17 protein-coding genes, 2 rRNA genes and 1 pseudogene are annotated in these 23,254 nt (G+C 61.8%); 5 read left to right on the top strand and 15 right to left on the bottom strand.

All coding sequences use genetic code 11. The features are described from left to right. Positions 1–186 precede the first annotated feature (186 nt). The 6 genes from H8R18_RS03505 to H8R18_RS03480 all read right to left on the bottom strand — a co-directional run bounded on the left by H8R18_RS03505 (position 187) and on the right by H8R18_RS03480 (position 11,290). Positions 187–3,287, bottom strand: a 23S ribosomal RNA gene (locus H8R18_RS03505). 363 nt (positions 3,288–3,650) lie between these two features. After that, a 16S ribosomal RNA gene (locus H8R18_RS03500) occupies positions 3,651–5,191 on the bottom strand. The 16S and 23S rRNA genes sit together here, the layout of an rRNA operon. Before the next feature lie 559 nt (positions 5,192–5,750). Then, positions 5,751–7,124, bottom strand: a complete 1,374-nt coding sequence (locus tag H8R18_RS03495; protein WP_191072269.1) for an ABC transporter substrate-binding protein — start codon at positions 7,122–7,124, stop codon at positions 5,751–5,753. Positions 7,125–7,140: 16 nt separating this feature from the next. Next, positions 7,141–8,076 (bottom strand): carbohydrate ABC transporter permease, encoded by a 936-nt coding sequence (locus H8R18_RS03490; protein ID WP_191072270.1) that lies wholly within the window; start codon positions 8,074–8,076, stop codon positions 7,141–7,143. 13 nt (positions 8,077–8,089) lie between these two features. Then, positions 8,090–8,923 (bottom strand): carbohydrate ABC transporter permease, encoded by an 834-nt coding sequence (locus H8R18_RS03485; protein ID WP_420826902.1) that lies wholly within the window; start codon positions 8,921–8,923, stop codon positions 8,090–8,092. 159 nt (positions 8,924–9,082) lie between these two features. Beyond that, the gene (locus H8R18_RS03480) at positions 9,083–11,290 is read right to left on the bottom strand and encodes an alpha-galactosidase (RefSeq protein ID WP_227712867.1); all 2,208 of its coding nucleotides are present in this window, start codon (positions 11,288–11,290) and stop codon (positions 9,083–9,085) included. A 117-nt stretch (positions 11,291–11,407) separates the two neighbouring features. On the opposite strand from H8R18_RS03480, the gene H8R18_RS03475 reads away from it, so the two are divergent. The 5 genes and pseudogenes from H8R18_RS03475 (at position 11,408) to H8R18_RS03455 (ending at position 16,986) form a co-directional block, all read left to right on the top strand. Beyond that, positions 11,408–12,601 carry an ROK family protein gene (locus H8R18_RS03475; protein WP_191072273.1) on the top strand — a complete coding sequence of 398 codons (1,194 nt, stop codon included), beginning with the start codon at positions 11,408–11,410 and terminating at the stop codon, positions 12,599–12,601. Positions 12,602–12,827: 226 nt separating this feature from the next. Next, on the top strand, positions 12,828–14,453 hold the full coding sequence (gene glpA, locus H8R18_RS03470) for an anaerobic glycerol-3-phosphate dehydrogenase subunit GlpA (protein ID WP_191072274.1): 1,626 nt from the start codon (positions 12,828–12,830) through the stop codon (positions 14,451–14,453). Then, positions 14,450–14,842, top strand: coding sequence for an FAD-binding protein (locus H8R18_RS09910; protein WP_194189379.1), 393 nt, complete (start codon positions 14,450–14,452; stop codon positions 14,840–14,842). Before glpA ends, H8R18_RS09910 begins: the two co-directional genes overlap by 4 nt. Positions 14,843–15,155: 313 nt before the next feature. Then, on the top strand, positions 15,156–15,695 hold the full coding sequence (locus H8R18_RS03460) for an FAD-binding protein (protein ID WP_194189378.1): 540 nt from the start codon (positions 15,156–15,158) through the stop codon (positions 15,693–15,695). Next, positions 15,692–16,986 (top strand): annotated as a pseudogene (locus H8R18_RS03455) (anaerobic glycerol-3-phosphate dehydrogenase subunit C). Before H8R18_RS03460 ends, H8R18_RS03455 begins: the two are co-directional and overlap by 4 nt. Positions 16,987–17,080: 94 nt before the next feature. Here H8R18_RS03455 and smpB read toward each other — a convergent pair. From smpB to H8R18_RS03410, 9 genes are all read right to left on the bottom strand, one after another. Then, entirely contained in the window at positions 17,081–17,596 is a 516-nt protein-coding gene (smpB, locus tag H8R18_RS03450) for an SsrA-binding protein SmpB (RefSeq protein WP_191072277.1), read from the bottom strand. An 8-nt stretch (positions 17,597–17,604) separates the two neighbouring features. Further along, complete coding sequence (locus H8R18_RS03445) at positions 17,605–18,930, bottom strand: M23 family metallopeptidase (protein ID WP_191072278.1); 1,326 nt, start codon at positions 18,928–18,930, stop codon at positions 17,605–17,607. Positions 18,931–18,939: 9 nt separating this feature from the next. Beyond that, on the bottom strand, positions 18,940–19,854 hold the full coding sequence (gene ftsX / locus H8R18_RS03440) for a permease-like cell division protein FtsX (RefSeq protein ID WP_191072279.1): 915 nt from the start codon (positions 19,852–19,854) through the stop codon (positions 18,940–18,942). 12 nt (positions 19,855–19,866) lie between these two features. Next, positions 19,867–20,556 (bottom strand): cell division ATP-binding protein FtsE, encoded by a 690-nt coding sequence (ftsE, locus tag H8R18_RS03435; RefSeq protein ID WP_191072280.1) that lies wholly within the window; start codon positions 20,554–20,556, stop codon positions 19,867–19,869. Positions 20,557–20,663: 107 nt separating this feature from the next. After that, entirely contained in the window at positions 20,664–21,791 is a 1,128-nt protein-coding gene (gene prfB, locus H8R18_RS03430; RefSeq protein ID WP_191072281.1) for a peptide chain release factor 2, read from the bottom strand. Between the two features lie 20 nt (positions 21,792–21,811). After that, the gene (locus H8R18_RS03425; protein WP_191072282.1) at positions 21,812–22,276 is read right to left on the bottom strand and encodes a hypothetical protein; all 465 of its coding nucleotides are present in this window, start codon (positions 22,274–22,276) and stop codon (positions 21,812–21,814) included. Beyond that, positions 22,273–22,689 carry a hypothetical protein gene (locus H8R18_RS03420; protein ID WP_191072283.1) on the bottom strand — a complete coding sequence of 139 codons (417 nt, stop codon included), beginning with the start codon at positions 22,687–22,689 and terminating at the stop codon, positions 22,273–22,275. The genes H8R18_RS03425 and H8R18_RS03420 overlap by 4 nt, the downstream gene beginning before the upstream one ends. Beyond that, the gene (locus H8R18_RS03415) at positions 22,686–23,087 is read right to left on the bottom strand and encodes a pilus assembly protein (protein ID WP_191072284.1); all 402 of its coding nucleotides are present in this window, start codon (positions 23,085–23,087) and stop codon (positions 22,686–22,688) included. The genes H8R18_RS03420 and H8R18_RS03415 overlap by 4 nt, the downstream gene beginning before the upstream one ends. Beyond that, complete coding sequence (locus H8R18_RS03410) at positions 23,074–23,244, bottom strand: hypothetical protein (RefSeq protein WP_191072285.1); 171 nt, start codon at positions 23,242–23,244, stop codon at positions 23,074–23,076. The genes H8R18_RS03415 and H8R18_RS03410 overlap by 14 nt, the downstream gene beginning before the upstream one ends. Positions 23,245–23,254 lie beyond the last annotated feature (10 nt).

Below are 23,254 nucleotides of genomic sequence, written 5' to 3'. Positions count from 1 at the left end.
ACAGATAGTGTGTGCAAGCCACACCCCACACCCCCCCCACAAAAACAAGAGGAGGCACGGCCTAGGGGTGTGTGACGTCTGTTGTGACACCCAACCCACACACGCACCACCCACCACCAACAACAGGCCAGGCGACAGGCACGCGTGTGTGAGCTACAAGAGTGTTCATTGTCTATTTATGGCTCGTCGTGTTTGTCATCAGGCAATTAGTACCAGTCAGCTCCACCACTCACGCAGCTTCCACATCTGGCCTATCAACCCCATCATCTCTAGGGACCCTCCCACACAAAAGTGTATAGAGACCTCATCTTGGAGCCGGCTTCCCGCTTAGATGCTTTCAGCGGTTATCCATCCCGAACGTAGCCAACCAGCCATGCACCTGGCGGTACAACTGGCACACCAGAGGTTCGTCCGTCCCGGTCCTCTCGTACTAGGGACAGCCCTCCTCAAGTCTCTTAACGCGCGCAGCGGATAGGGACCGAACTGTCTCACGACGTTCTGAACCCAGCTCGCGTACCGCTTTAATGGGCGAACAGCCCAACCCTTGGGACCAACTCCAGCCCCAGGATGCGACGAGCCGACATCGAGGTGCCAAACCATGCCGTCGATATGGACTCTTGGGCAAGATCAGCCTGTTATCCCCGGGGTACCTTTTATCCGTTGAGCGACCACGCTTCCACAAGCCATGGCCGGATCACTAGTTCCTGCTTTCGCACCTGCTCGACCCGTCAGTCTCACAGTCAAGCTCCCTTCTACACTTACACTCAACACCTGATTACCAACCAGGCTGAGGGAACCTTTGAGCGCCTCCGTTACCTTTTAGGAGGCAACCGCCCCAGTTAAACTACCCACCAGGCACTGTCCCTGACCCGGATCACGGGCCGAGGTTGAGATGACCAATTACATCAGAGTGGTATTTCACTTGCCGACTCCACCCCCACTAGCGTGAAGGCCTCACAGTCTCCCACCTATCCTACACAAACATAACCAGACACCAATACCAAGCTATAGTAAAGGTCCCGGGGTCTTTCCGTCCTGCTGCGCGTAACGAGCATCTTTACTCGTAATGCAATTTCGCCGAGTTCGCGGTTAAGACAGCAGGGAAGTCGTTACGCCATTCGTGCAGGTCGGAACTTACCCGACAAGGAATTTCGCTACCTTAGGATGGTTATAGTTACCACCGCCGTTTACTGGGGCTTAACTTCAAACCTTCACCCCCAAAGAGGTTGAGTCTTCCGCTTAACCTTCCAGCACCGGGCAGGCGTCAGTGCGTATACATCGCCTTACGGCTTCGCACGCACCTGTGTTTTTGATAAACAGTCGCTTCCCCCCAACATGTGCCCCCCACAAGCCCTAGCCTAGTAAACAGGCTTCAAGCCATGGGGCCTCCTTCTCCCGAAGTTACGGAGGCAATTTGCCGAGTTCCTTAACCACGATTCTCTCGCTCGCCTTGGTATACTCTACCCAACCACCAGAGTCGGTTTAGGGTACGGGCGGCTCATACTCTCACGCCGAGGCTTTTCTAGGCACCACAGGCACACCCTGTTATCCCCACAAAAAAGTGGGCCACCATCACCCCTCACCCTTCACGCCTCCCGGATTTACCTAGAAGACAGGCTGCGGGCTTGAACACGGACAACCACCGCCGCGCCAGGCTACCACTGTGCGTCACCCCTGTTAACACGCTTGACAACCCACCCATGCCCCACCAAGACCACCACACAACCCACACCCCCGAAAGGGCACAGACAGGCAGTAGCGTCGGTGAGACAACACTGATGAGCGCCATGGACGATTATGAGCCGGTACCAGAATATCAACTGGTCAACCATCGACTACGCCTGACGGCCTCGCCTTAGGACCCGACTAACCCAGGGCGGATAAACCTGCCCCTGGAACCCTTGGTTTATCGGCGGACAGGATTCTCACCTGTCACTCGCTACTCATGCCTGCATTCTCACTCCCACGCAATCCACCACACGCTCACACGGCGACTTCAACTCACGCAGGACGCTCCCCTACCCCACACACCACACAGGTGTATAGCCGCGGTTTCGGCGGTATGCTTAAGCCCCGCTACATTATCGGCGCGGAACCACTTGACCAGTGAGCTATTACGCACTCTTTCAAGGATGGCTGCTTCTAAGCCAACCTCCTGGCTGTCACAGCAACTCCACATCCTTTCCCACTCAGCATACTCTTAGGGACCTTAACCGGCGATCAGGGCTGTTTCCCTCTCGACTACGAAGCTTATCCCCCGCAGTCTCACTGCCCCGCTCAACTTAACGCGCATTCGGAGTTTAGCTGACGTCAGTAACCAACACGGCCCATCAGCCAACCAGTAGCTCTACCTCACGCAAGCACACGAGACGCTGTACCTAAATACATTTCGGGGAGAACCAGCTATCACGGAGTTTGATTGGCCTTTCACCCCTACCCACAACTCATCCCCCCAGTTTTCAACCTAGGTGGGTTCGGTCCTCCACGATGTACTACCACCGCTTCAACCTGGCCATGGGTAGATCACCCCGCTTCGGGTCTACAACACGCAACTACACGCCCTTACCAGACTCGCTTTCGCTACGACTACCCCACACGGGTTAACCTCGCCACGCATCATAACTCGCAGGCTCATTCTTCAAAAGGCACGCCACCACCCACCACACAGGCAGGCTCTGACGGCTTGCAGACGCTTGGTTTCAAGAACTCTTTCACTCCCCTCCCGGGGTACTTTTCACCATTCCCTCACGGTACTAATCCACTATCGGTCACCAGGACGTATTCAGGCTTACCCAGTGGTCTGGGCAGATTCACACGAGATTCCACGAGCCCCGCGCTACTCGGGGACACCACTCAAACCCCACCAAACGATCAACCAGCTACACGACTCTCACGCACTCCGGTACAGCATCCCAACTGTTTCACCTCAACCGTCCGATAGGATCTTGGCCACGGCAGCAACCAACAAGCAGACCCCACAACACCGCACATGCAACCCCTGCCGAGTATCACACACACACGGTTTAGCCATCATCCGCTTTCGCTCGCCACTACTCACGGAATATCTTTTCCTGTAGGTACTAAGATGTTTCACTTCCCTACGTCACCCACCACAAGACTATCAATTCACCCTGTGGCAACCCGACACAACTCGGGCTAGGTTCCCCCATTCGGAAACCCCCGGATCAACACTCACTCGCCAACTCCCCGGGGCTATCGCCGGCCGCAACGTCCTTCATCGGCACCTGGTACCAAGGCATCCACCAAACGCCCATACCAACAAACACAACAAACCAAAAACAAACAAGAACAAACTCGCTAAACAAGCATCACAAAGACACTCACACACACTATCCAACACACAAACACCACACCCACACCCACAACCAACCCCAACAACGAGACCAGTCACAAGCGAAGCCAACAACACACACCACCAACCACGGTCACCCCACACCCGCACGCCACCAATCAAGGCGACACACGGAACAACAGGGAACTATCAGCAGTGCACAGACGTGTTGTCCCTACACCCAACAGCATGCCGAGCATCCACACCCAAACCACCCCAACAACAACACCCAACCCCTAACAAGACCAGGCGCCATCACTAAGATGATGTTGTGTATAACCAAAAAAATTCTCCCTAGAAAGGAGGTGATCCAGCCGCACCTTCCGGTACGGCTACCTTGTTACGACTTCGTCCCAATCGCTAGTCCCACCTTCGACCACTCCCCCCACAAACGCGGTTAGGCCGCAGGCTTCGGGTGTTACCAACTTTCGTGACGTGACGGGCGGTGTGTACAAGGCCCGAGAACGTATTCACCGCAGCGTTGCTGATCTGCGATTACTAGCGACTCCACCTTCACGGGGTCGAGTTGCAGACCCCGATCCGAACTAAGACGCCCTTTAAGTGATTCGCTCCACCTCACGGTATCGCAACACACTGTAGACGCCATTGTAGCATGCGTGAAGCCCAAGACATAAGGGGCATGATGATTTGACGTCATCCCCACCTTCCTCCGAGTTAACCCCGGCAGTCTCCCACGAGTCCCCACCACAACGTGCTGGCAACATAGGACAAGGGTTGCGCTCGTTGCGGGACTTAACCCAACATCTCACGACACGAGCTGACGACAACCATGCACCACCTGCACACCGACCCGAAGGAAAACCCATCTCTGGACCGATCCGGTGCATGTCAAGCCTTGGTAAGGTTCTTCGCGTTGCATCGAATTAATCCGCATGCTCCGCCGCTTGTGCGGGCCCCCGTCAATTCCTTTGAGTTTTAGCCTTGCGGCCGTACTCCCCAGGCGGGGCACTTAATGCGTTAGCTACGGCGCAGAAACCACAACAGCCCCCACACCTAGTGCCCAACGTTTACAGCATGGACTACCAGGGTATCTAATCCTGTTCGCTCCCCATGCTTTCGCTCCTCAGCGTCAGTAACAGCCCAGAGACCCGCCTTCGCCACCGGTATTCCTCCTGATATCTGCGCATTCCACCGCTACACCAGGAATTCCAATCTCCCCTACTGCACTCAAGCCTGCCCGTACCCACCGCAAGCTAGAGGTTAAGCCCCTAGTTTTCACGACAGACGCGACAAACCGCCTACGAGCTCTTTACGCCCAATAATTCCGGACAACGCTCGCGCCCTACGTATTACCGCGGCTGCTGGCACGTAGTTAGCCGGCGCTTCTTTACCCACTCAACTCAACACACCCGAAGATGCGCCTAGACCATGAGCGAAAGAGGTTTACAACCCGAAGGCCGTCACCCCACGCGGCGTCGCTGCATCAGACTTGCGTCCATTGTGCAAAATTCCCCACTGCTGCCTCCCGTAGGAGTCTGGGCCGTATCTCAGTCCCAGTGTGACCGACCACCCTCTCAGGCCGGCTACCCGTCAAAGCCTTGGTAAGCCATCACCCCACCAACAAGCTGATAGACCGCGAGCCCATCCCCCACCAGAAAAAACCTTTCCCAACCCCACCATGCGACAAGGCCAGAATATCCAGTATTAGCCACAATTTCTTGCAGTTATCCCGAAGAAGAGGGCAGGTTACTCACGTGTTACTCACCCGTTCGCCACTCTCACCACACGACGACAAGCGCCACGCGGATCCCGTTCGACTTGCATGTGTTAAGCACGCCGCCAGCGTTCGTCCTGAGCCAGGATCAAACTCTCCAAACAAAACAAAACAGAAAAAACCAACCCCAACCAACACACAACCCCAAAACACACCCACCCACACAAGAGCAAGCACACCCCAGAGCCACACGCCAGCCAGAACCAGTCGATCCCAACCATAAAACGACTACCCAACCACAACCACCACACCAACCACCCAGCCAGCCAACACACACCCCACAAAAGAGCACGCATCAACCAAACCAAACAACCAGCGCAACAGTCAGGCCGAGTACCCAAACAAGCATAAACACTCGACACACTGTTGAGAACACAAACAACACACCCACACCCACAACCAACCCCCAAACACGGAGACCAGCCACAGACAAGGCCACACACCCAAGAAACCCAACCACACCAACCGATCCACAAGAACCAGTCCCGGCCAAGCCCTCAACGGCGCAACAGGCATAAACACTACCCACCCCACCCCCACCCGTCAAACCAAAACCACGTGACCACGCACACACCACACAACACACCCACAAACACAACAAAAAAGCGGTGGGACCCGGCCTCAGGCCGAGTCCCACCGCGTGAGGGAGGAGGAGGGATAGTCCTATTCCTTCTTCTTGTCGGTGACTCCGATCGACTTCTTCATCGTCTCGTTCACACGAGCGGCAGCTTGATCGAGGGTGTCGACGCTACCGCCGGACATGATCTCGTCGGTGACGGGCTGCATGATCGATACCAGCTGGGCCCACCGATCGGTCACGGGCGACGTCACGCCCGTGCCCTCTTCCATGTGGGTCGAGAACGCCTTGGCGTCGAAGCCGTTCTTCTCGAAGGCGCTCACCGCCAGCTTCGACGATTCGGAAATCGACGGGAACACGATGGCGTACTCCGCAACCTTGTTCTGGCACTGCGGGGTTGCCATGTACTTGACAAACTCCCACGCCTCTTCCGGATGCCGTGTGCCCTTGTAGATGGAATCGCCGACGGAATTGATAACGGAGGCACGCTTGCCGTTCACACCGATCGGGGTCGGCATGACCTGCAACTTCGCCGCAGCGTCCTTGACGTTGGCCGTGTTCCACGAGCCCTCAACCAGCGTGGCGTAAGCACCCGCCTTGATGGAATCGAGCGCGCCGATACCTGAGGTCACCTGAGCCAGCGACGGCATGTACCCCTTCTCGATCAGCGAGTAGTACCACTGCAGGGTCTTCTTGAACCGCGGATCGGCGTAGTTCCACTTCGTGCCCCACGGATTCTTATCCGCATACGTCCATCCGGTCGTCAGCAAGAACGGCGACCACTGGGTCTGCCCGTAACCGGCACCGGAGTCGTTGAACGAGAATCCGTAGGTTTCGACGTTGTTCTTGTCGAACCCCGGTTCATCCCCGCGCACGCCGTTCTTGTCGATCGTCAGGTGGGCGATGAACTTCTCGAAGGTTCCCCCGTCATCGGGGTTCCACGTGAGGTTCCACAGGTCCTCTTTCGTGTATCCCGCATCGGCCACCATCTTCTCGTTGTAGAAGACAGCTTCGGAGTCCCAGTCCTTCGGCAGACCGTACATGCCCCCATCGGGCGCTTTCCACATGTCGGCCAGACCGGGTTCGTACTGTCCCAAATCGACCTTGTCGCGCTCGATGTAGGGCTTGAGGTCGAGAAGCTGGTCGTACCCCATGAACTTGCCGAATTGGCTCGTGTGATCGATGAACACGTCGGGAGCGGCCTCGGCAACCATGCCGGCGGTGATCTGAGTCCAGTAGTCGTCCCAGCCGTACTGCTCGAGGTTCACCTCAATGTTGGGGTGCTCCTTCTCGAAATCATCGATGCACGTCTGATAGGCGGGCATCTGGGCGGAGTCCCACAGCCAGTATTTCAGTGTCACCTTGTCACCACTGGCACCGGCTTCGCCGGTGCAGGCCGTCAGCGCTCCTACCGCGAGGGCCGCGATTGAGGAGGCGGCGGCGAGTCTTTTCAGTCGCATGAGTCTTCCTCCCTACTTACTTCAGGCCCGAGAAGCCGAGGTTGTTGACGATCTGCTTCCCCAGGATGAGGAAGAGGATGATGATCGGCACGGCCGCCATGAGCGCGCCGGCCATGAGGCCTGCCCAGTCGGGCGAACCCTGCGGCGTCTGCGAGCGGAAGATACCCAGCGCCACCGTGAGGACGCGGACCTCTTCGCGCTGACCGACGAGCAAGGGCCACAGGTAGTCGTTCCACGCCGTAATGAAGGTAAGCACCGCCAGCGTCGTGATCGGTGCTTTCGCCATCGGCACGATGACCTTGAAGAACACGCCCATGCTGGATGCGCCGTCGATCCGCGCCGCCTCTTCGACCTCACGCGGAATCGCGAGGAAGAACTGGCGCAGGAAGAAGATGGCGAACGGCGTCATGAAGAACGTCGGAGCCACGATACCGGCGAAGGTGTTGAGCAGTCCGAGGTCCTTGATGAGAACGAAGTTCGGAATCGTCGTGAAGATCGACGGGATCATCAGGGCCGACAGGAAGAAGGTGAACACAAGATTGCGGCCCTTCCACTGCAGACGCGAGAACGCGTAGGCGGCCATCGCCGAGAACAGCGTCTGCCCCGCCATGACAACCGTCGCGACAATCGCCGAGTTGCGCAGGTAGAGCCAGAAGTTCATCGCGGCGCCCGCTCCACCTTGAGCGAGGTTCTCCTTCAGATCCACCAAACCGAACACGCGCCGGTAGGCGTCGAGAGTGAAATCGACCGGCAGGATCGAGCCCGGATCCGACGACAGCCCCTGCATGGACGACAGCGACGTGCGCAGCATCCAGTAGAAGGGAACGAGGGTAATGACGAGAATGGCGATGAGGCAGGCCCATGCCACCCAGTGCCCGACCGTCTTACGCGGGCCGTTGTGCTGCCTGGCCAGCGCCTTAGCTTCGGCGCTGCGCTTCGTTTGAATAGCCATAGCGTGACACCTCCTACAACTCGTCGGATTCATCGGCGCGCATGAGCTTCAGCTGAACCACCGCGGCGATCATGAGGATGGCGAACAACACGATGGCCAGGGCCGAAGCGTAGCCGAAGTCAAGCTGGCCAAAGGCGAGATCGTAAATGTAGAAGTACAGAACTCGCGTCGCGTTCACCGGACCACCCTTTGTGGTCACGGCAATCGTGTCGAAGATCTGGAACGATCCGGTCACGGTGACGACGAGAACCATCGCGAGGACGGGTCGCAGCGACGGCAATGTCACCGAGAAGAACTGACGCGTCTCAGAGGCTCCGTCGAGGCTGGCCGCCTCGTAGAGGGACGGCGAAATCGTCTGCAAACCAGCGAACAGCAGCAGGGCGGTATAGCCCATGTGGCGCCAGATGTTGATGAACGCGACCGTCGGGATCGCCCACATCGACTCACCGAAGAACGCGACCCGGTCGAATCCCGGTATCGCCTCAAGGACGATGTTCACGATACCGATCTCGTAGTCCATCATGAAGTACCACACGAGCGCGATGACGACGTTAGCGATGAAGTACGGCAACAGCGCCATACCGCGAATCAACGTCGACTTTGTCAGTCGGTGCATGAGCATCGCCAGACCGATGGCGATGATCGTTTGGAACCCAATGTTGAGCACGACGTAATAGATCGTCACCCACAGGGCGTTCCAAAACAGCGGGTCAGAAACCAGCCGAGCGTAGTTCTCGCCTCCGACCCAGCGCGGCGGCTGCAACACCGAGTAGTCGGTGAAGCTGAAGTAGAAGCCGCGGATCGCCGGGATGACGTAGAACACGACGAGTCCAATGGTTGCCGGCAAGAGAAAAATGAGAGCCGTGCGAAAATCCCCACTTAGCGGGATCCTGCGCTTTCTCCCACCTGTGCTGCCGGCGACTGTGCCGGCAGGGGGGGCGGTGCGAGCCATAAGGTACTCCTAATCTTCTTGGGGGTTCATCCTGAGCCGGCGGCTCAGGGCGAGCTAGAGCCGAGTGGCGCGGAGAAGAACCGCGCGCTCGGGATTGACGATGGGACCGGCGACACCGACCTCAGCGAGGAACGCTCCCGACGCGATGACACCGCTCGCCCACCACGCGGGCGCACCCGCAAGCGTCGAGCCGTGGCCACCGTGATCGGGGGGAAGCCCAACCACGGCGTTGTTCGCGATGATCGGTGCCTCAATCCGGTACATTCCATCCGGGTCGAGTCCGGGTAGCGTGAGAATGCCGGCAGGACGCGAGGCACTCGTCCGGGTCTGGATGACGACGTAGTAGGCCTGTGCACCGTCCTCGGCGACAGCACCGACGACACGCGTCGCGTCATCGGGCTGGAGACCTGTGACCAGCGAGCCCGTGTGCGAGACGTCGCGGATATTCTTGTGGGCTGCGACCCATGCCGCGAGTTCCGCGCGCTCGACCTCGCTGGCACGCCGCAGATCCCACTCGATGCCCAGGTGATAGAACTGCGCGTTGAGGCAGCGGAACTGAAGATTCTGGGTGCGTCCAGTCGTGTGCGAGGTCGGGGATGCGATGTGGGAGCCGATGAGTTCAGCCGGCAACAGCAACGACGTACCCGCCTGAATGATCTGACGCTCGAGCGGATCGATGCAGTCAGAGCCCCAAATGCGCTGAGCCCGACGCATAATCCCGAGGTCGACACGCCCGCCGCCACCGGCGCACGATTCGATCTCGAGATCGGGGAACCGCTCGTGGAGACGATCGAGCAGGGCGTAGAGAGCAACGGTCTGGCCATGAACGGCGTATCCGCCGCCGATGCGATCGTAGGCTTCGAGCAGATCCCGGTTGTAGTCCCACTTGATGTAGTCGATCCCCACCTCACTAACGAGGCGTGAGATCGCATCTTCCAGGTAGTCCACGACGCCGGGGGCGGTGAGATTGAGAACCTGCTGATGACGGCTCTCGAGCGGCTCGCGATCCCGCGGACCCATGATCCACTCGGGGTGCGCACGCGCGATCTCGGAATCCATATTGAGCATCTCGGGTTCAAACCACAGCCCGAACTCCATCCCGAGATCGTGCACCATGCGCGCGAGCGGCTGCAGTCCGTCGGGCCAGACGTCCTCCGAGACCTGCCAGTCCCCAAGCCCGGAGCGGTCGTCGCGGCGCGAGCCGAACCAACCGTCGTCAAGGACAAAACGCTCAACCCCCACCTCGGCGGCAAGTCGAGCCAATTCCGACAGGCCCTCAAAGGTTTGCGCGAAGTACACGGCTTCCCAGGCGTTCAACGTGACGGGACGCGGCCTGCTGGGGTGCGCGGTGAAGCCGCGGACATAGCTGTGGAACTTCGCGCTCGCCGCATCGAATCCGTCGCCCCATGTCGCGCTCAGCCACGGCGAGCTGTAGGTTTCGCCCCGAGCCAGCTCGATCTCGCCCGGCATGAGCAGCTCGCCACCGGCAAGGACGAGGTGGCCAAATGGGGTGCGCTCGACCCACTGATCCACATTGCCCGACCACTCCACGTGCCCATAGGCGACGCGGCCCTGGCGAGCGTTGGCGCCGGCAACGGCCGCCCCGAGGATCGTCGAGGCATTGTGATTGCGCGCCCCGCGCGTCGGGCGGTGGTGAACACCAATCGTCGCCTCGTGCATCTGCGTTTGGCGTTCACGCAGGTGGCGACCGGCCTGGTCGACGATCTGGGTGAGCGTCGTTGGCAGCGGCAACGTAGGAACGAGGCGGGCAACACCGAGGGGTTCGTCACCGCTGTTGCGGATGTGAGCGCGCTGCCGGACGATGCCCGAGGGAGTCACCTGGATTTCAATGCGTCCCTCAATCTTGGCCGTGGCATCCGTGACGTCGGCCCACAACCACGCCCCCACCTGCTGTCCCTCGGGACCATCGAGCGGCCACGGCGAATCGTCCGCTCCACCCGATTCCACCCGCGTCGTATGCAGCTTCACAGGGATGAGCCGGCCTCCGCGGGTGAGCATGATGCCAGGCTCGCCCAGCCACCCGGCGGATTCTTCCGGAAGGACACCCACCCGAAGAGGGATGTCGCACGTGCCGGAGGGAACCGAAAGGCCCTGCGACTCGAGCACGGCCTCGACAACGGCTGGATCGTCGCCAACCTCGGGGCCCCAATAGCTCACGCGGGGACAGAACTGCCCAATCGTGTCGACAATGAGCGAGGTACCGCCTGCGCGCAGATGCCATGCCTGCGTACGTGTTGACACGTCGAGCCTCCTTGATCGAGAAATCACATCTTTGTTTCGTTACTAAATTAACCCGTAGCGGTCACGATGTACACTAAGGGAAATGTGACGCCGCGCACAAGATGAAGGAGTTCCTCCATGTCCCGCCTGCTCGATGACTCGACGTGCGCGTTTGCAGCCGAAGTCATCGCCCGCGGTCCCCTAACCCGCACCGATCTCTCGCGGCGCCTGCAACTGTCGGCTCCGTCGATGACCCGAATCCAACGCCTACTCCTAACACGCGACATCGTCGTTGAGGGATCCCCCGAACCCAACCCGCACGCCACCGGACGCCCGACCCACGTCCTCATCCCCTCCCCCTCGCCGCGAACGTTCGTCGGCGTCAAACTCACGGGCGACCACGTGTACGCGGTGCGCACGTCGCTGACGTGCCACCAGGAAGACCAATACGAATGTGCTCTGAGAGACCGCTCGCCCGAGGCGGTCATGGCGCAGACCGCACGCGCCATTGAACGGGTCAGCCCACACACGCCCGACCACGTGGGCATCTCGATCGGTGGTCGCGTCTATGCCGACGGGCGCGTCATCGAGGCCGGCTACCTGGGGTGGGGAAACACTGACGCCGGCCGCCTCCTTCGTGAGGCCGGGTGCCTGGCACCGGTAACCTTCGTCAATGACGTCGAAGCGATCGGCCGCTGGGAACAGTGGTTTGGACTCGGACGCAGCTTCGACAATTTCTCGTCGATCACGCTCGGCGCCGGTGTCGGGCACGTCGTTATTCACCACGGACGCATCCTTCATCGGCGCGAGACTCAACTCGGTTTCATCGGGCACCTTCCGCTAGCCGCCGACTCGCCGCGTACGTGTTGGCTCGGGCATCGCGGCTGTGCCGCTGCCGTGCTCAATCTGGGCGCTCTCGTCGAGGCCGTTCGCGAGGCGTGTCCGGCCTCGCAGCTGCCTGACCTGCGCCCTCGCGTCGCCTCCTCAGTGCCTGGCATCACCGCCGACCCTCAGGTGGCCTGGTTGAAGAGCTGCCTCGACGCCGACATCTCTGGGGCGCGGGAGGTTCTCGACAACGCCTTCGTCTACCTTGCCCGACTGCTGGCCATCATCGTCGATGTCACCGTGGCCGAGGCACTCTCGCTCACCGGCGAACTCGCCGGCATCCTGACCTGGGGATTAGGTGACATTGACGCCGCCTTGAGCGATCTGCGCGATCCCGTCAACACGGGTATCGAGCTGACTATGCGACCTGACACCTTCGATTTCTGGGCCCGGGGCGCCGCCGCCACCGCTATTCGCGCCTGGCTCATCGATACGCTCGACGGGTAAAATCCCGCAGGCGTTCCACGTCGAGCATGCACGAACGTAGGACGCCCTAAGCTTGCGCGCAACGGTGCAACTGCGTCATTTCGGGCACGCACGTTGGTCCAGCGAGGCGGTTTTTTGCCGTAACCGCCACGATCGGCGCCTAACCTAGAGGTGAGCAGACGCGTGCTAGGGCGCACGCACACTGTTCGTTGACTACCTGCTGAGCCCAAGGGGGTGCCTCGAGACCATGGACAGAAGGGAAGCTGACGTCGTCGTCATCGGCGGCGGAGCAACCGGAACAGGATGTGCCAGAGATGCCGCCATGCGTGGATACTCGGTGATCATGGTTGATCGCGCCGATATCGGCCAGGGCACATCGGGGCGTTACCACGGTCTTCTGCATTCGGGCGGACGCTACGTCGTCTCGGACCCGCGCTCAGCCACGGAATGCGCCGAAGAACGCGACATCGTCGCGCGTATTCACGCGGATGCCGTGGAAGAAACCGGAGGGATGTTCGTCTGCACCCCGGGCGATCCCCTTGATTTTGCCGACAAGTTCGCCGCGGGAGCCGTCAAGGCGCGCGTTCCCGCTGAGGAGATCTCCCTCGACCGCGCGCTTGCCCTCGAACCCCGGCTCAATCCCGGCATCACCCGCGCCTTCACCGTCCACGACGGCACTGTTGACGGCTGGCAGATGATGTGGGGCGCCGCTCATTCGGCACAGGAATACGGCGCCGAGATCCTCACCTATACCCGGGTTACCGACATCGTTACGCACGATGACAATGTGCGCGCGGTCATCTGTGAGGACCGCAACGGCGAGGAGATCCGGATCGATACCCGATTCGTCCTCAACGCCGCCGGTCCGTGGTCCGGTCACGTCGCCGAAATGGCCGGGTGTCACGACGTCGAGGTCGTCGCCGGGCGCGGGATCATGATCGCGATGAATCACCGCCTGGTCAACCGGGTGATCAACCGATGCATCTACCCGGCCGACGGAGACATCCTCGTGCCCGTTCACACGGTGTCGATCATCGGGACAACCGACAAGAAGGTCGAGGACGCCGACCGGCTGGCCATTCCCTACGACGAGGTCCAGCAGATGCTGGATGCGGGCGAGGCGCTCATTCCCGGTTTCCGCAAGCAGCGCGCTGTCCACGCGTGGGCGGGGGCTCGCCCGCTCGTCAAGGACAGGCGCGTCGCCGCAGGCGACACCCGCCACATGTCGCGTGGAATGTCGATCCTCGATCACGCCGATCGGGACGGCCTGCGGGGAATGATCACGATCTCGGGCGGCAAGCTGACGACGTATCGGCTCATGGCCAAGAACGCCGTCGACGAGATGGAACGCCAGCTCGGCACGTCGAACCCGTGCCGCACAGCTGACGAAGAGGTGCCGAAGTCGACAGCCGGTCACAACTATCTCGTCACTCATCGCCTGGGTGAACGCGAGAAGGATCGCCTGGACGATCCGGTCATTTGCGAATGCGAACTCATGACGAAGTCGATGTTCGTCGATCTCATGGCCAGCGAAGACGATTTCCAGCTTGACGACCTGCGCCGCCAATTGCGGCTGGGAATGGGGCCGTGTCAGGGCGGATTCTGCTCGATGCGCGCCGCCGGGCTGACGACAACCTGCCACAAGATGACTGCCGAGGAGGCCACCCGGCTGTTGCGGCTGTTCCTGAAGAACCGGTGGATCGGCCTGTGGCCCATCCTCTACGGCCAGCAGGTCCGCCAGACCGCACTGGATAACTGGATTTTCCACGGAATCTTCGACATTGAGCATCTGCCGAACCCCACCGATACGGGACCGGCAATTCCCGACTTGTCCGACACGGACGCCATGGATGGCAGGGAGGACATCAAATGAGCACGGCAATAGTCATCGGTTCGGGACTCGCCGGCCTGACGGCCGCGCTGCGCCTCGACGAGGCCGGTTTCGACACGACGATCGTCACGATGGGTCTGGGAGGGCTCCAGCTCTCGCAGGCACCATTGACGTCCTCGGATACGCGCCCGAGCGGGTCGACAATCCTCTCGAGGCAGCCGGGACCCGCCAGGACCCCACACCCTATGCGGTCACGGGAACCGCGGCGCTGGCCGAGGGAATCGACTGGATTCAGCGGACGCTGCCGGATCTGCTCCACGGCGATGGCGAGCATAACGTCGCATTGCCGAGCGTCGTCGGCGCGATGCGCCCGACTGCCCTCTACCAGCCGTCGATGGCCAGCGGCATTCTGCGCGATGGCCTTGACCTGAGCATTGTCGGTATCAGGCAATATAAGGATTTCTACCCCGAGCTCATCGCCGGCAACCTCGAACGCCAGATGACCCCCGACGGCGGACGCGTGAGCGCAAGAGCCTGCTGGATCGATTTCGAGGTCCGCGACGGCGAGTGCGACTCGTCCGCGGTGACCTTCGCTCGTGCGCTCGATCGGGACGAGGTGTGTGCGCCGTCTTGCCTGGGCGCTCGCCAAGATTCCCGGCGCCGGGCCCATCGGCCTGCCGGCTGTGCTCGGTCTGAAGACGCCGAAACGTCCATGAGCGCCTGCGCGAGCTTGTCGGGCGCGAGGTGTTCGAGATCCCCGGCCTGCCTCCCTCGATCCCCGGAATGCGGCTCAACGAGGCTCTTCGCGCTCTGTGCACTCGGCGTCGGATCCGCCTCGTCCAGGGTGCGAAAGTTATCGGCTTCGACGCCGCCGATTCTCGCGTGAGTTCGATCCGCACCCACGCGGCTGGTCGCGACGTCGATTATCCCGCCGACGTCATCATCTATGCGGGCGGTGGATTTGAATCGGGCGCGCTCGAGGTGACCTCACATGGCCGAGTTCGGGAGTCGATCTTCGGCCTCCCTCTCATCACCCCCGACGGCGCCCTCGTTCACGGGGACTATTGGGGTGAGGAACAGCCTCTGTTTAGCGTCGGTGTCCGCACCGGCTCGGACATGCGAGCGTGCACCGAGGACGGCCACGTCGTCTACGAGAATCTCTGCGTCGCCGGATCGCTGCTCGCGGGATCGTCTCGGTGGGACGAGAAGTCTGGCGAGGGGATTGCCCTCGCGTCTGCTGTCGCCGCGGTCGCCACCGCTAGCTCGATGAAGGAGGACCAATGAGCGAGAACGCTCTCGAATTCGCTGGCCATACGCTCTCGCGGGCAAGCCTCGACTGCTGCGTCAAGTGCACGATCTGCGAGACGCAGTGTCCGGTTCTCGAGGCTACTCCCCTGTTCCCCGGCCCCAAATACGTCGGCCCCCAGGCCGAGCGCTTCCGCAATGGTGCCTCGGGGACGCCAGCGTCGACCTGTGCTCCATGTGCGGGACGTGCACGCTCGTGTGCCCGCAAGGGGTCAAGATCGCCGAGCTGAACACGCAGGCGATCGCCGTCGCCAAGGCCGATCACATGCCGCTGCGTGACCGCCTCATCTCCAACACCCAGCTCATGGGCGCAGCGATGCATCCGGTCGCGCCGGTCGCGAACGCGGCTTTGCAGGTCAAGCCGCTGCGCGTGGCCATCGAGAAGACGGTCGGCATTCACAGGGATGCCCCGATGCCCCACGCACCCACGCAGTCCTTGCGCGGATGGCTGCGCCGACGCGATGAGCCGGTCGCTCCTGCCGCCGGTTCGCGCGGGCCCGTTATTTTCTTCCACGGGTGCGCGGGCTCAAATTTCGAGGTCGATGCCTCAAAGAAGGCGATCGAAGTCCTCGAGTTCCTCGGCTATACCGTGACCGTGCCGAAGCAGGGCTGCTGCGGTCAGGCGGCGAAGTCGAATGGCCTGTTTGAGTCGGCGGCAAAGCAAACGCTCCAGCTGTGCGATCAGCTCATCGCGGCAGGCGCTCAGCTGGGCGAGGACGGCGACGAGATCCCCATCGTCGGTGTGGCCGGCTCGTGCGCGGGAATGATGAAGCACGAAGCGCGCGAAGTCATGGGTATCACCGACGAGCGGTTGGTCAACGTCAGTTCCCGCATGCGGGAGTTCACCGAGTTCGTCGCCGAACTGCTCGACTCGGGTGACTTCCCCACCGAGCTGCTGCGTCCCATGCCCGACACCGTGTTGCCCTACCACCAGTCATGTCAGGTCAAGAGTCAATACATCGGCCAGCCGGCAATCCGCGTCATGGAGGCGATCCCCGGGGTCACCGTTAAGGAATCAGGGCGTGCCTGCTGCGGCATGGCGGGCACGTACGGACTGAAGAAGGAGAAATACGACATTGCCCAGGCCATGGGCAAGCCGCTGTTCGACTTTATTCAGGACGAGAATCCTGCCATCGCCGTGTGTGAGGCGGAACCGTGCCGCTGGCACATCCGCAAGGGCTCGGGAGCCAAAGCCGTTCATCCCTCCCAGGTGCTCCACCACGCATTCGGGCTGTCCGACGACCTCTTCGACAGAAACGTCATCAGCTAATTCGCACCGTTAACGACGTGGCGGGTGTGGCCGGACAGAGCTCCGGTCACACCCGCCACGTCGTGCGAGCCACAGTTCCCGCGCATAGGCCTCGCTATCGGTTGTATTCGCGCATCGCCCGCTCGGCTTCGCGCTTGTCCTGCGCCTCGCGCAGAGCCTGGCGCTTGTCCCAGTCCTGTTTCCCGCGCGCCAGCGCAATCGTCACCTTGACATAGCCGCGAATGAAGTAGAGCTCGAGCGGGACGACGGTGTATCCCTTCGCCTGCGAACGCTGCACGAGCTTGATGCATTCTGCCCGGTGCAGCAACAGTTTGCGTTTGCGCGTGGGAGAATGATTCGTCCACGAGCCGTTGAGGTACTCGGGGATGTGAGCGTGCTGGAGCCACGCCTCACCGCCGTCGAAATCCACCCAGGCCTCGCCAATCGAGGCCCGCCCCATCCGCAGCGCCTTCACCTCGGTTCCCATGAGGGCGAGTCCGGCCTCGATGGTGTCTTCGATGAAGTAGTCGTGGCGGGCGCGTCGATTAGTCGCGATGACCTTCTTGGCATCCGAGCGGGCTTTTGCCTTCTCGCCTTCGGTGGGCTTCGGCTTCTTCCAGGATTTGGGCATGATCCGTCCTAGAGCATTCCCATGGGGTCGATGGTCGACCCGTTCTTCCAGATCTCGAAGTGCACGTGGCATCCCGTGACGCCGCCGGTCGCGCCCGTGTAACCGATGAGCTGTCCCTGGCTGACGGTCTGGCCCGGGCTCACGGCAAATGCCGACATGTGCCGATACGTCGTCACCCACGAGATCCCGTCGATGAGGCCGTGGTTGATCGTCACAGTGTTGCCGCCAGCGCCCTCGTAGCGGGTCGACACGACACGCCCGGCAGCCGAAGCGAATTGTTGTTCGCCGCACGCCGAGGCCAGATCGACGCCCATGTGGAGCTTGCGATATCCCAGGAGCGGGTGGATGCGATAGCCATATGGAGACGTGATCACAAGGGCGTGGTGTAGTGGCGAAGCGAATATCGATGAGCCATGCGTCGTCGTGGTGCCGGGTGTCGGGTTGGCCGGCTGCGCCTGTTGCTGGGCTGCCAATTGCGCGGCGGCCTCAGCCTGGCGACGGTTCTCTTCGTCGATCTTGGCGATCTCGGCCTTCGCCTGCTCGGCCTCGGCTTCGGCACGTGCAAGGTCGTCTTGCAGCGACGCCTTCTTCGTTTCGAGATCGGCCTGAGCCGCCTGCGCCGACGTCTTGAGGTCGGCCACGCGCTGTGTCGCCTGCTCGGCTTTTTCACGTGCCTCATCCGCGGCGGCGACCTGAGTCTTCGCCGTCGCTTCCAGATCCTGGATCTGATCGGTGAGCGCGCTCTGGCGCGCCCGCTGAGCGCGTGCACGGGATAGACGTCGCTCGGCGGCGTTCATCTCGCGGGCATGGACATTGGCAGCCATCCCGGCAGCCTGGGCGGTGGCGGCGAAATCGGCCGTTGTTTTGGACTCGAGCAGCAGGGTCAGGGGACCGCGTTCACCGCGCGAGAGGTACTCCGTGCGCGCCAGCGTGCTGATCGCCTCGCGCTCATGGGCACTCTGCTGCTCGTCGGCGGCGATCGCCTCCTGTGCCGCATCCAGGTTGGCCTGGGCAACGTGAAGTTGATCGAGCGTCGCCTGATGGGTGCGCTGAGCGGCCGCCAGCTGCGCTTCTGCCTCGCTCTGGGCCACCTGCGCCGCGTCAAGCTGATCGGACAACTCGGAGACACGCAAGACGGCCTCAGCCAGATCAGAGTTAATGCCCTCCAGCTCCGAGCGCGCCTTATCTGCCTCGGATGCCGCGCGCTGTTCGCGCGCGACCTGGTCGTCGCGCGCATCGGCGAGGGCCCCGGAGCTACACAACCACGACGCCCCGCTCAACGACAGCACCAGGCCGAGCGTGACACCCGAGCGAATGAACATCCTGCGACGCATGGAACCTCCTTACGCCTTCGTGTATTTGGCCAGCGACACCATGGACGCCACGAGAGCCACGAGGATCGCGGCGGCAACGAGCACGGGGCCGACAATAAGGAGATCGCTCGCGCCGACGACGTTGATGTAGGGCATCGCGGGGGCAATCCACCCCCCGACGACGAAGTGCAGCCCGGCCCACAAGCCAGCAACCGCCAACCCTGCACCGACGAGGGCGGCCAGCGCCCCCTCAATCATGAAGGGCAGCTGAATGAACAAGTTCGACGCACCAACGTAGCGCATGACCGTCGTTTCGCGCTTACGCGATAGAGCCGAGAGGCGAATCGTCGTCGTGATGAGCAGCAGCGCCGCGATCATCATCACGCCCGCGAGTCCCCAAGCCATCACCGTCGCCCGATTCAGTGTGCGCAGAAGGGGCTCGACGACCTGACGCTGATCCTGGACCGATTGCACGCCGGGCATTCCCGACACCTCGGACGAGATGACGTCGTAGTCCTTGGGGTTCTTCATGGCCACTCGGAACGACTCGGGCAGCATGTCTTCGGTGGTCAGCTGTCCCAGTGTCGTGTCACCGATTTGCTCGCGGAACTGCGCATACGCATCAGCGCTGCTCACGTGGGTCACGCTCTTGACGAACTCGCGCAGCTCCGGCGACTTCAGGCGCTCCTCGACGGCCGTGACTTGCTCCGATGTCGCCGACTGTGAATCACAGGCGGGCGTCGGATCGCCCTCGACGCACATGTAGACGGAGACCTCGACGCGCGAGTACCACTGATCCTGAATCTTGCCGACCTGCATTTGGGTGAGAACACCCGTGCCAACGAACAGCAAGGACACGCAGGTGACGAGGATGACGGAGATCGTCATCGCCAGGTTGTGACGCATTCCCTTCGCCACCTGGCCGAGGACAAAACGCAAACGCATAAACTTCCTCCCCTAGCGCAATCCGCCGTAGACACCGCGGTCTTGGTCGCGGATGACCGAGCCGTCGCGCAACTCAATGACGCGCATCCGCATCTGGTCGACGATCTCGTCGTCGTGCGTCGCCATGACAACGGTCGTCCCCGTGCGGTTGATGTGGTCGAGCAGACTCATGATGCCCAACGACGTCGTGGGGTCGAGGTTACCCGTCGGCTCGTCCGCCAGCAGGATCTGGGGGCGATTGACCATCGCACGAGCGATCGCGACGCGTTGCTGTTCACCGCCCGAAAGCTCGTGCGGCATGCGCTTTTCTTTGCCGTCAAGTCCCACCATCGACAACGCCTCCGGCACCATGGAACGAATGTCGGACCGCGAGTGCCCCGTCACCTGGAGGGCCAACGCGACGTTGTCGAAAACCGTCTTTCCCTCAAGGAGGCGGAAATCTTGAAACACTGTCCCGATCTGGCGGCGCAGCTGCGGGACCTTCCACCGCGACATCCGCGTGACGTCGCGTCCCAGCACCATGACCTTGCCCGAGGTCGCGCGTTCCTCGCGCAACACGAGCGACAAAAACGTCGACTTTCCCGATCCTGAGGGACCTACGAGAAAGACGAATTCGCCCTTCTCGATTCCGATATTCGCGTGATCAAGCGCAGGCTTGGCACCGCGTTGGTAGATCTTGGTGACGTTGACAAACTCAATCATAGGCGTGTGGCGGGCAGGGGTTAGGGAGACTGCCGCGCCGTGTCCACCCTAGGGGGCGACGTGCGTGGGCGCAGTCAGACACGCCCGCACGCGCCGAGGTGAGGCGCCTAGTCGTCCTCGTCGCGCTGCTGGGAGTTCGTCCGCCACCTGATACCGGCATCGAGGAAGGCGTCGATATCGCCGTCGAAGACGGCGTCGGGGTTGCCAGCCTCGTGCGAGGTCCGCAGATCTTTCACCATCTGATAGGGATGCAGGACGTAGGAACGCATCTGATCGCCCCACGAGGCCTTGACGTCGCCAGCAAGCTGCTTCTTCTTCGCCGCTTCCTCGTCACGCTGGCGCTGCAGCAGTCGCGACTGAAGAACGCGTATGGCCGCGGCGCGGTTTTGGATCTGCGATTTCTCGTTTTGCATCGACACGACGATGCCGGTCGGCAGGTGGGTGATGCGCACGGCGGAGTCCGTCGTGTTCACCGACTGGCCACCGGGACCCGAGGAGCGAAAAACGTCGATCTTGAGGTCCGATTCGGGAACGTCGATGTGGTCGGTCTGTTCGATCAGGGGAATCACTTCCACGGCCGCGAATGACGTTTGGCGCCTGCCCTGGTTATCGAACGGGCTAATGCGCACGAGACGATGGGTGCCCGCCTCCACGCTGAGGGTGCCGAACGCGTAGGGCGCTGTGATCTCGATCGTCGCCGACTTAATGCCGGCCTCTTCCGCGTACGAGGTGTTGAGGTGCTTGACCGCGTGCCCGTGGCGCTCGGCCCAGCGGGTGTACATGCGCAGCAGCATCTCGGCAAAATCGGCCGCATCGACGCCGCCGGCCCCCGCACGCACCGTGAGCACGGCGTTGCGTTCGTCGTATTCCCCAGACAGAAGCGTGCGGACCTCAAGCGTTTGCAGCGCAGCATCGATCTCGCCGAGCTCCATCTCGGCTTCCGCGACCATCTCGGTCGCGTCCTCTGCGCCCTCTTCGCCGGCGAGTTCAAGGAGCGTCTCGAGATCGTCGATCCGATTGCCCATGCTCTCCACGGCATCGACGCGGGCCTGGAGATGAGAGAGCTTTTGGGTCAGGGCCTGGGCATGGTCCGGGTCGTCCCACAGGTTGGGATCAGCGGCCTGGGTCTGTAGATCGGCAATGTCCGCTTTGAGTTCGTCGGGACGCGTCACCGCCTCGATATTGGCGAGTGTTGAGCGAAGGCGAGCGATCTCAGTCGTAAAATCCGTGGCCACGCTGCCAGTGTAACCGAGGGCTATCGAGCAACCCCGATCTCGGCCGTACTGCTCGCCTCGATAGGGATACCGACGCGGTGCTCGGACAGAAACTCCGGAACGAAGAGGATATGTGCACGCGCCGTAACTCGCACGCGTACTCGCGAGGCACCGTCGAGGCCGACGTCGACGATGTGGGTATCGGGAACGTGGGCGAGAACACTGTCGGGAAGCTGCGCGACGACATCTGCGGCACGCCGACGCACCGACGCGTCCGTCAGCGCCAGGGTGTCGCCGGCACCAGTCGCGTAGTAGGCCGGCCTGTCGTAGCCCGCGGCGACCCCGTCAGCCACCGAATCTGCCAGCGACACGATGTGCCGGTGTTGGAGGTAGACCGATGTAGCCGCAGCCCCCACCCAGACGACGGCGACGACGAGGGCAATGAGCGTGATGAGGAGCAGCGAGACGGATCCGTCCTCGCGCACGCGTGCTGCCTGCCCGGTCACGGGTCGACCTCGGGGGCGAAAACGACGGCCGCCTGGGCGCTCACGGAAACGTCGGTGGGAACGACGGCGCGGATGAATGAGGGAATCAACGGCAGCGGGACGGATGTCGTCACTGTCACCGTCCCGATTCTTCCGCCCTCGCACCCGGAGGGACACTCCAGATGGACCGTGGCCCCAGAACTCAACCCCTGGTCGGCGAGGATCTGGTGCGCCGACACCGATGCGGCCTCGACATCGCGCGGATTCACGCGGAGGATCCGTTCGGCTTCGCGAGCGCCCGAGTGGACGGCGAGTGTGCCGGCCTGAAGCACAGCACACGTGAGAATGAGGTAGACGAGCGGAATGATGACGACGACGGCCACGCCGATGAATTCGATGACGGCATCGCCCCGCTCGTCTCGCCCCTCCGTCACCGCACTCGCCTTTCGACGAGCGCGTGACCGCGCGCGTGCACGTCCCCGGAAAGTCCCCACGGTCCCACGAGCGGGAGCGTGTAGGTGACCTCGATGACGACAAAGTCACGCCCCGGGACCGACGAGGGCTCTCGACGTTCCGTGATGCCGGTAATCCTCAGGCCCGGCGTCGCACTAGCCAGCAGATCACGCACGCGCTGCGCGCCCGCGCCGGGCGGTGAATAGACCAGTGCAGCCTCGCGGGCACCGCCCGCCGCAGCGTCGGTGACGATGGCTCGGGTATAGACGATGCCGGCAAGCTGGAGCATCGCCGCGACAATGGCGACGACGACAACGGTCACCAGCGTGTGAGAGACGACGATCGAGCCGTCTTCGCCGCCTCCCCTAGCCGAGTCCACCGCTGACCATCGTGATTGCTCGTTCAAACAGATCGACGAGCAGCGGCTTGGCAACCACCCAAATCGCGATGACGAGGGCGGCTGTCATGAGGGTGACCATCACCCACCCGGGAACATCTCCGCGCTCCTCACGCAAGCGCAACGACTGACGATTCATGGCATCTCTC

Source organism: Nanchangia anserum (genome assembly GCF_015240065.1).
GTDB lineage: Bacteria > Actinomycetota > Actinomycetes > Actinomycetales > Actinomycetaceae > Nanchangia > Nanchangia anserum.
This window is presented reverse-complemented; position numbering and strand designations above follow the sequence as displayed.

Excerpts from the sequence above, each read along its gene's own strand:
- H8R18_RS03495 (WP_191072269.1), bottom strand. The coding sequence starts at position 7,124 with ATGCGACTGAAAAGACTCGCCGCCGCCTCCTCAATCGCGGCCCTCGCG.
- H8R18_RS03490 (WP_191072270.1), bottom strand. The coding sequence starts at position 8,076 with ATGGCTATTCAAACGAAGCGCAGCGCCGAAGCTAAGGCGCTGGCCAGG.
- H8R18_RS03475 (WP_191072273.1), top strand. The coding sequence starts at position 11,408 with ATGTCCCGCCTGCTCGATGACTCGACGTGCGCGTTTGCAGCCGAAGTC.
- glpA (WP_191072274.1), top strand. The coding sequence starts at position 12,828 with ATGGACAGAAGGGAAGCTGACGTCGTCGTCATCGGCGGCGGAGCAACC.
- H8R18_RS09910 (WP_194189379.1), top strand. The coding sequence starts at position 14,450 with ATGAGCACGGCAATAGTCATCGGTTCGGGACTCGCCGGCCTGACGGCC.
- smpB (WP_191072277.1), bottom strand. The coding sequence starts at position 17,596 with ATGCCCAAATCCTGGAAGAAGCCGAAGCCCACCGAAGGCGAGAAGGCA.
- H8R18_RS03445 (WP_191072278.1), bottom strand. The coding sequence starts at position 18,930 with ATGCGTCGCAGGATGTTCATTCGCTCGGGTGTCACGCTCGGCCTGGTG.
- ftsX (WP_191072279.1), bottom strand. The coding sequence starts at position 19,854 with ATGCGTTTGCGTTTTGTCCTCGGCCAGGTGGCGAAGGGAATGCGTCAC.
- ftsE (WP_191072280.1), bottom strand. The coding sequence starts at position 20,556 with ATGATTGAGTTTGTCAACGTCACCAAGATCTACCAACGCGGTGCCAAG.
- H8R18_RS03410 (WP_191072285.1), bottom strand. The coding sequence starts at position 23,244 with ATGAATCGTCAGTCGTTGCGCTTGCGTGAGGAGCGCGGAGATGTTCCC.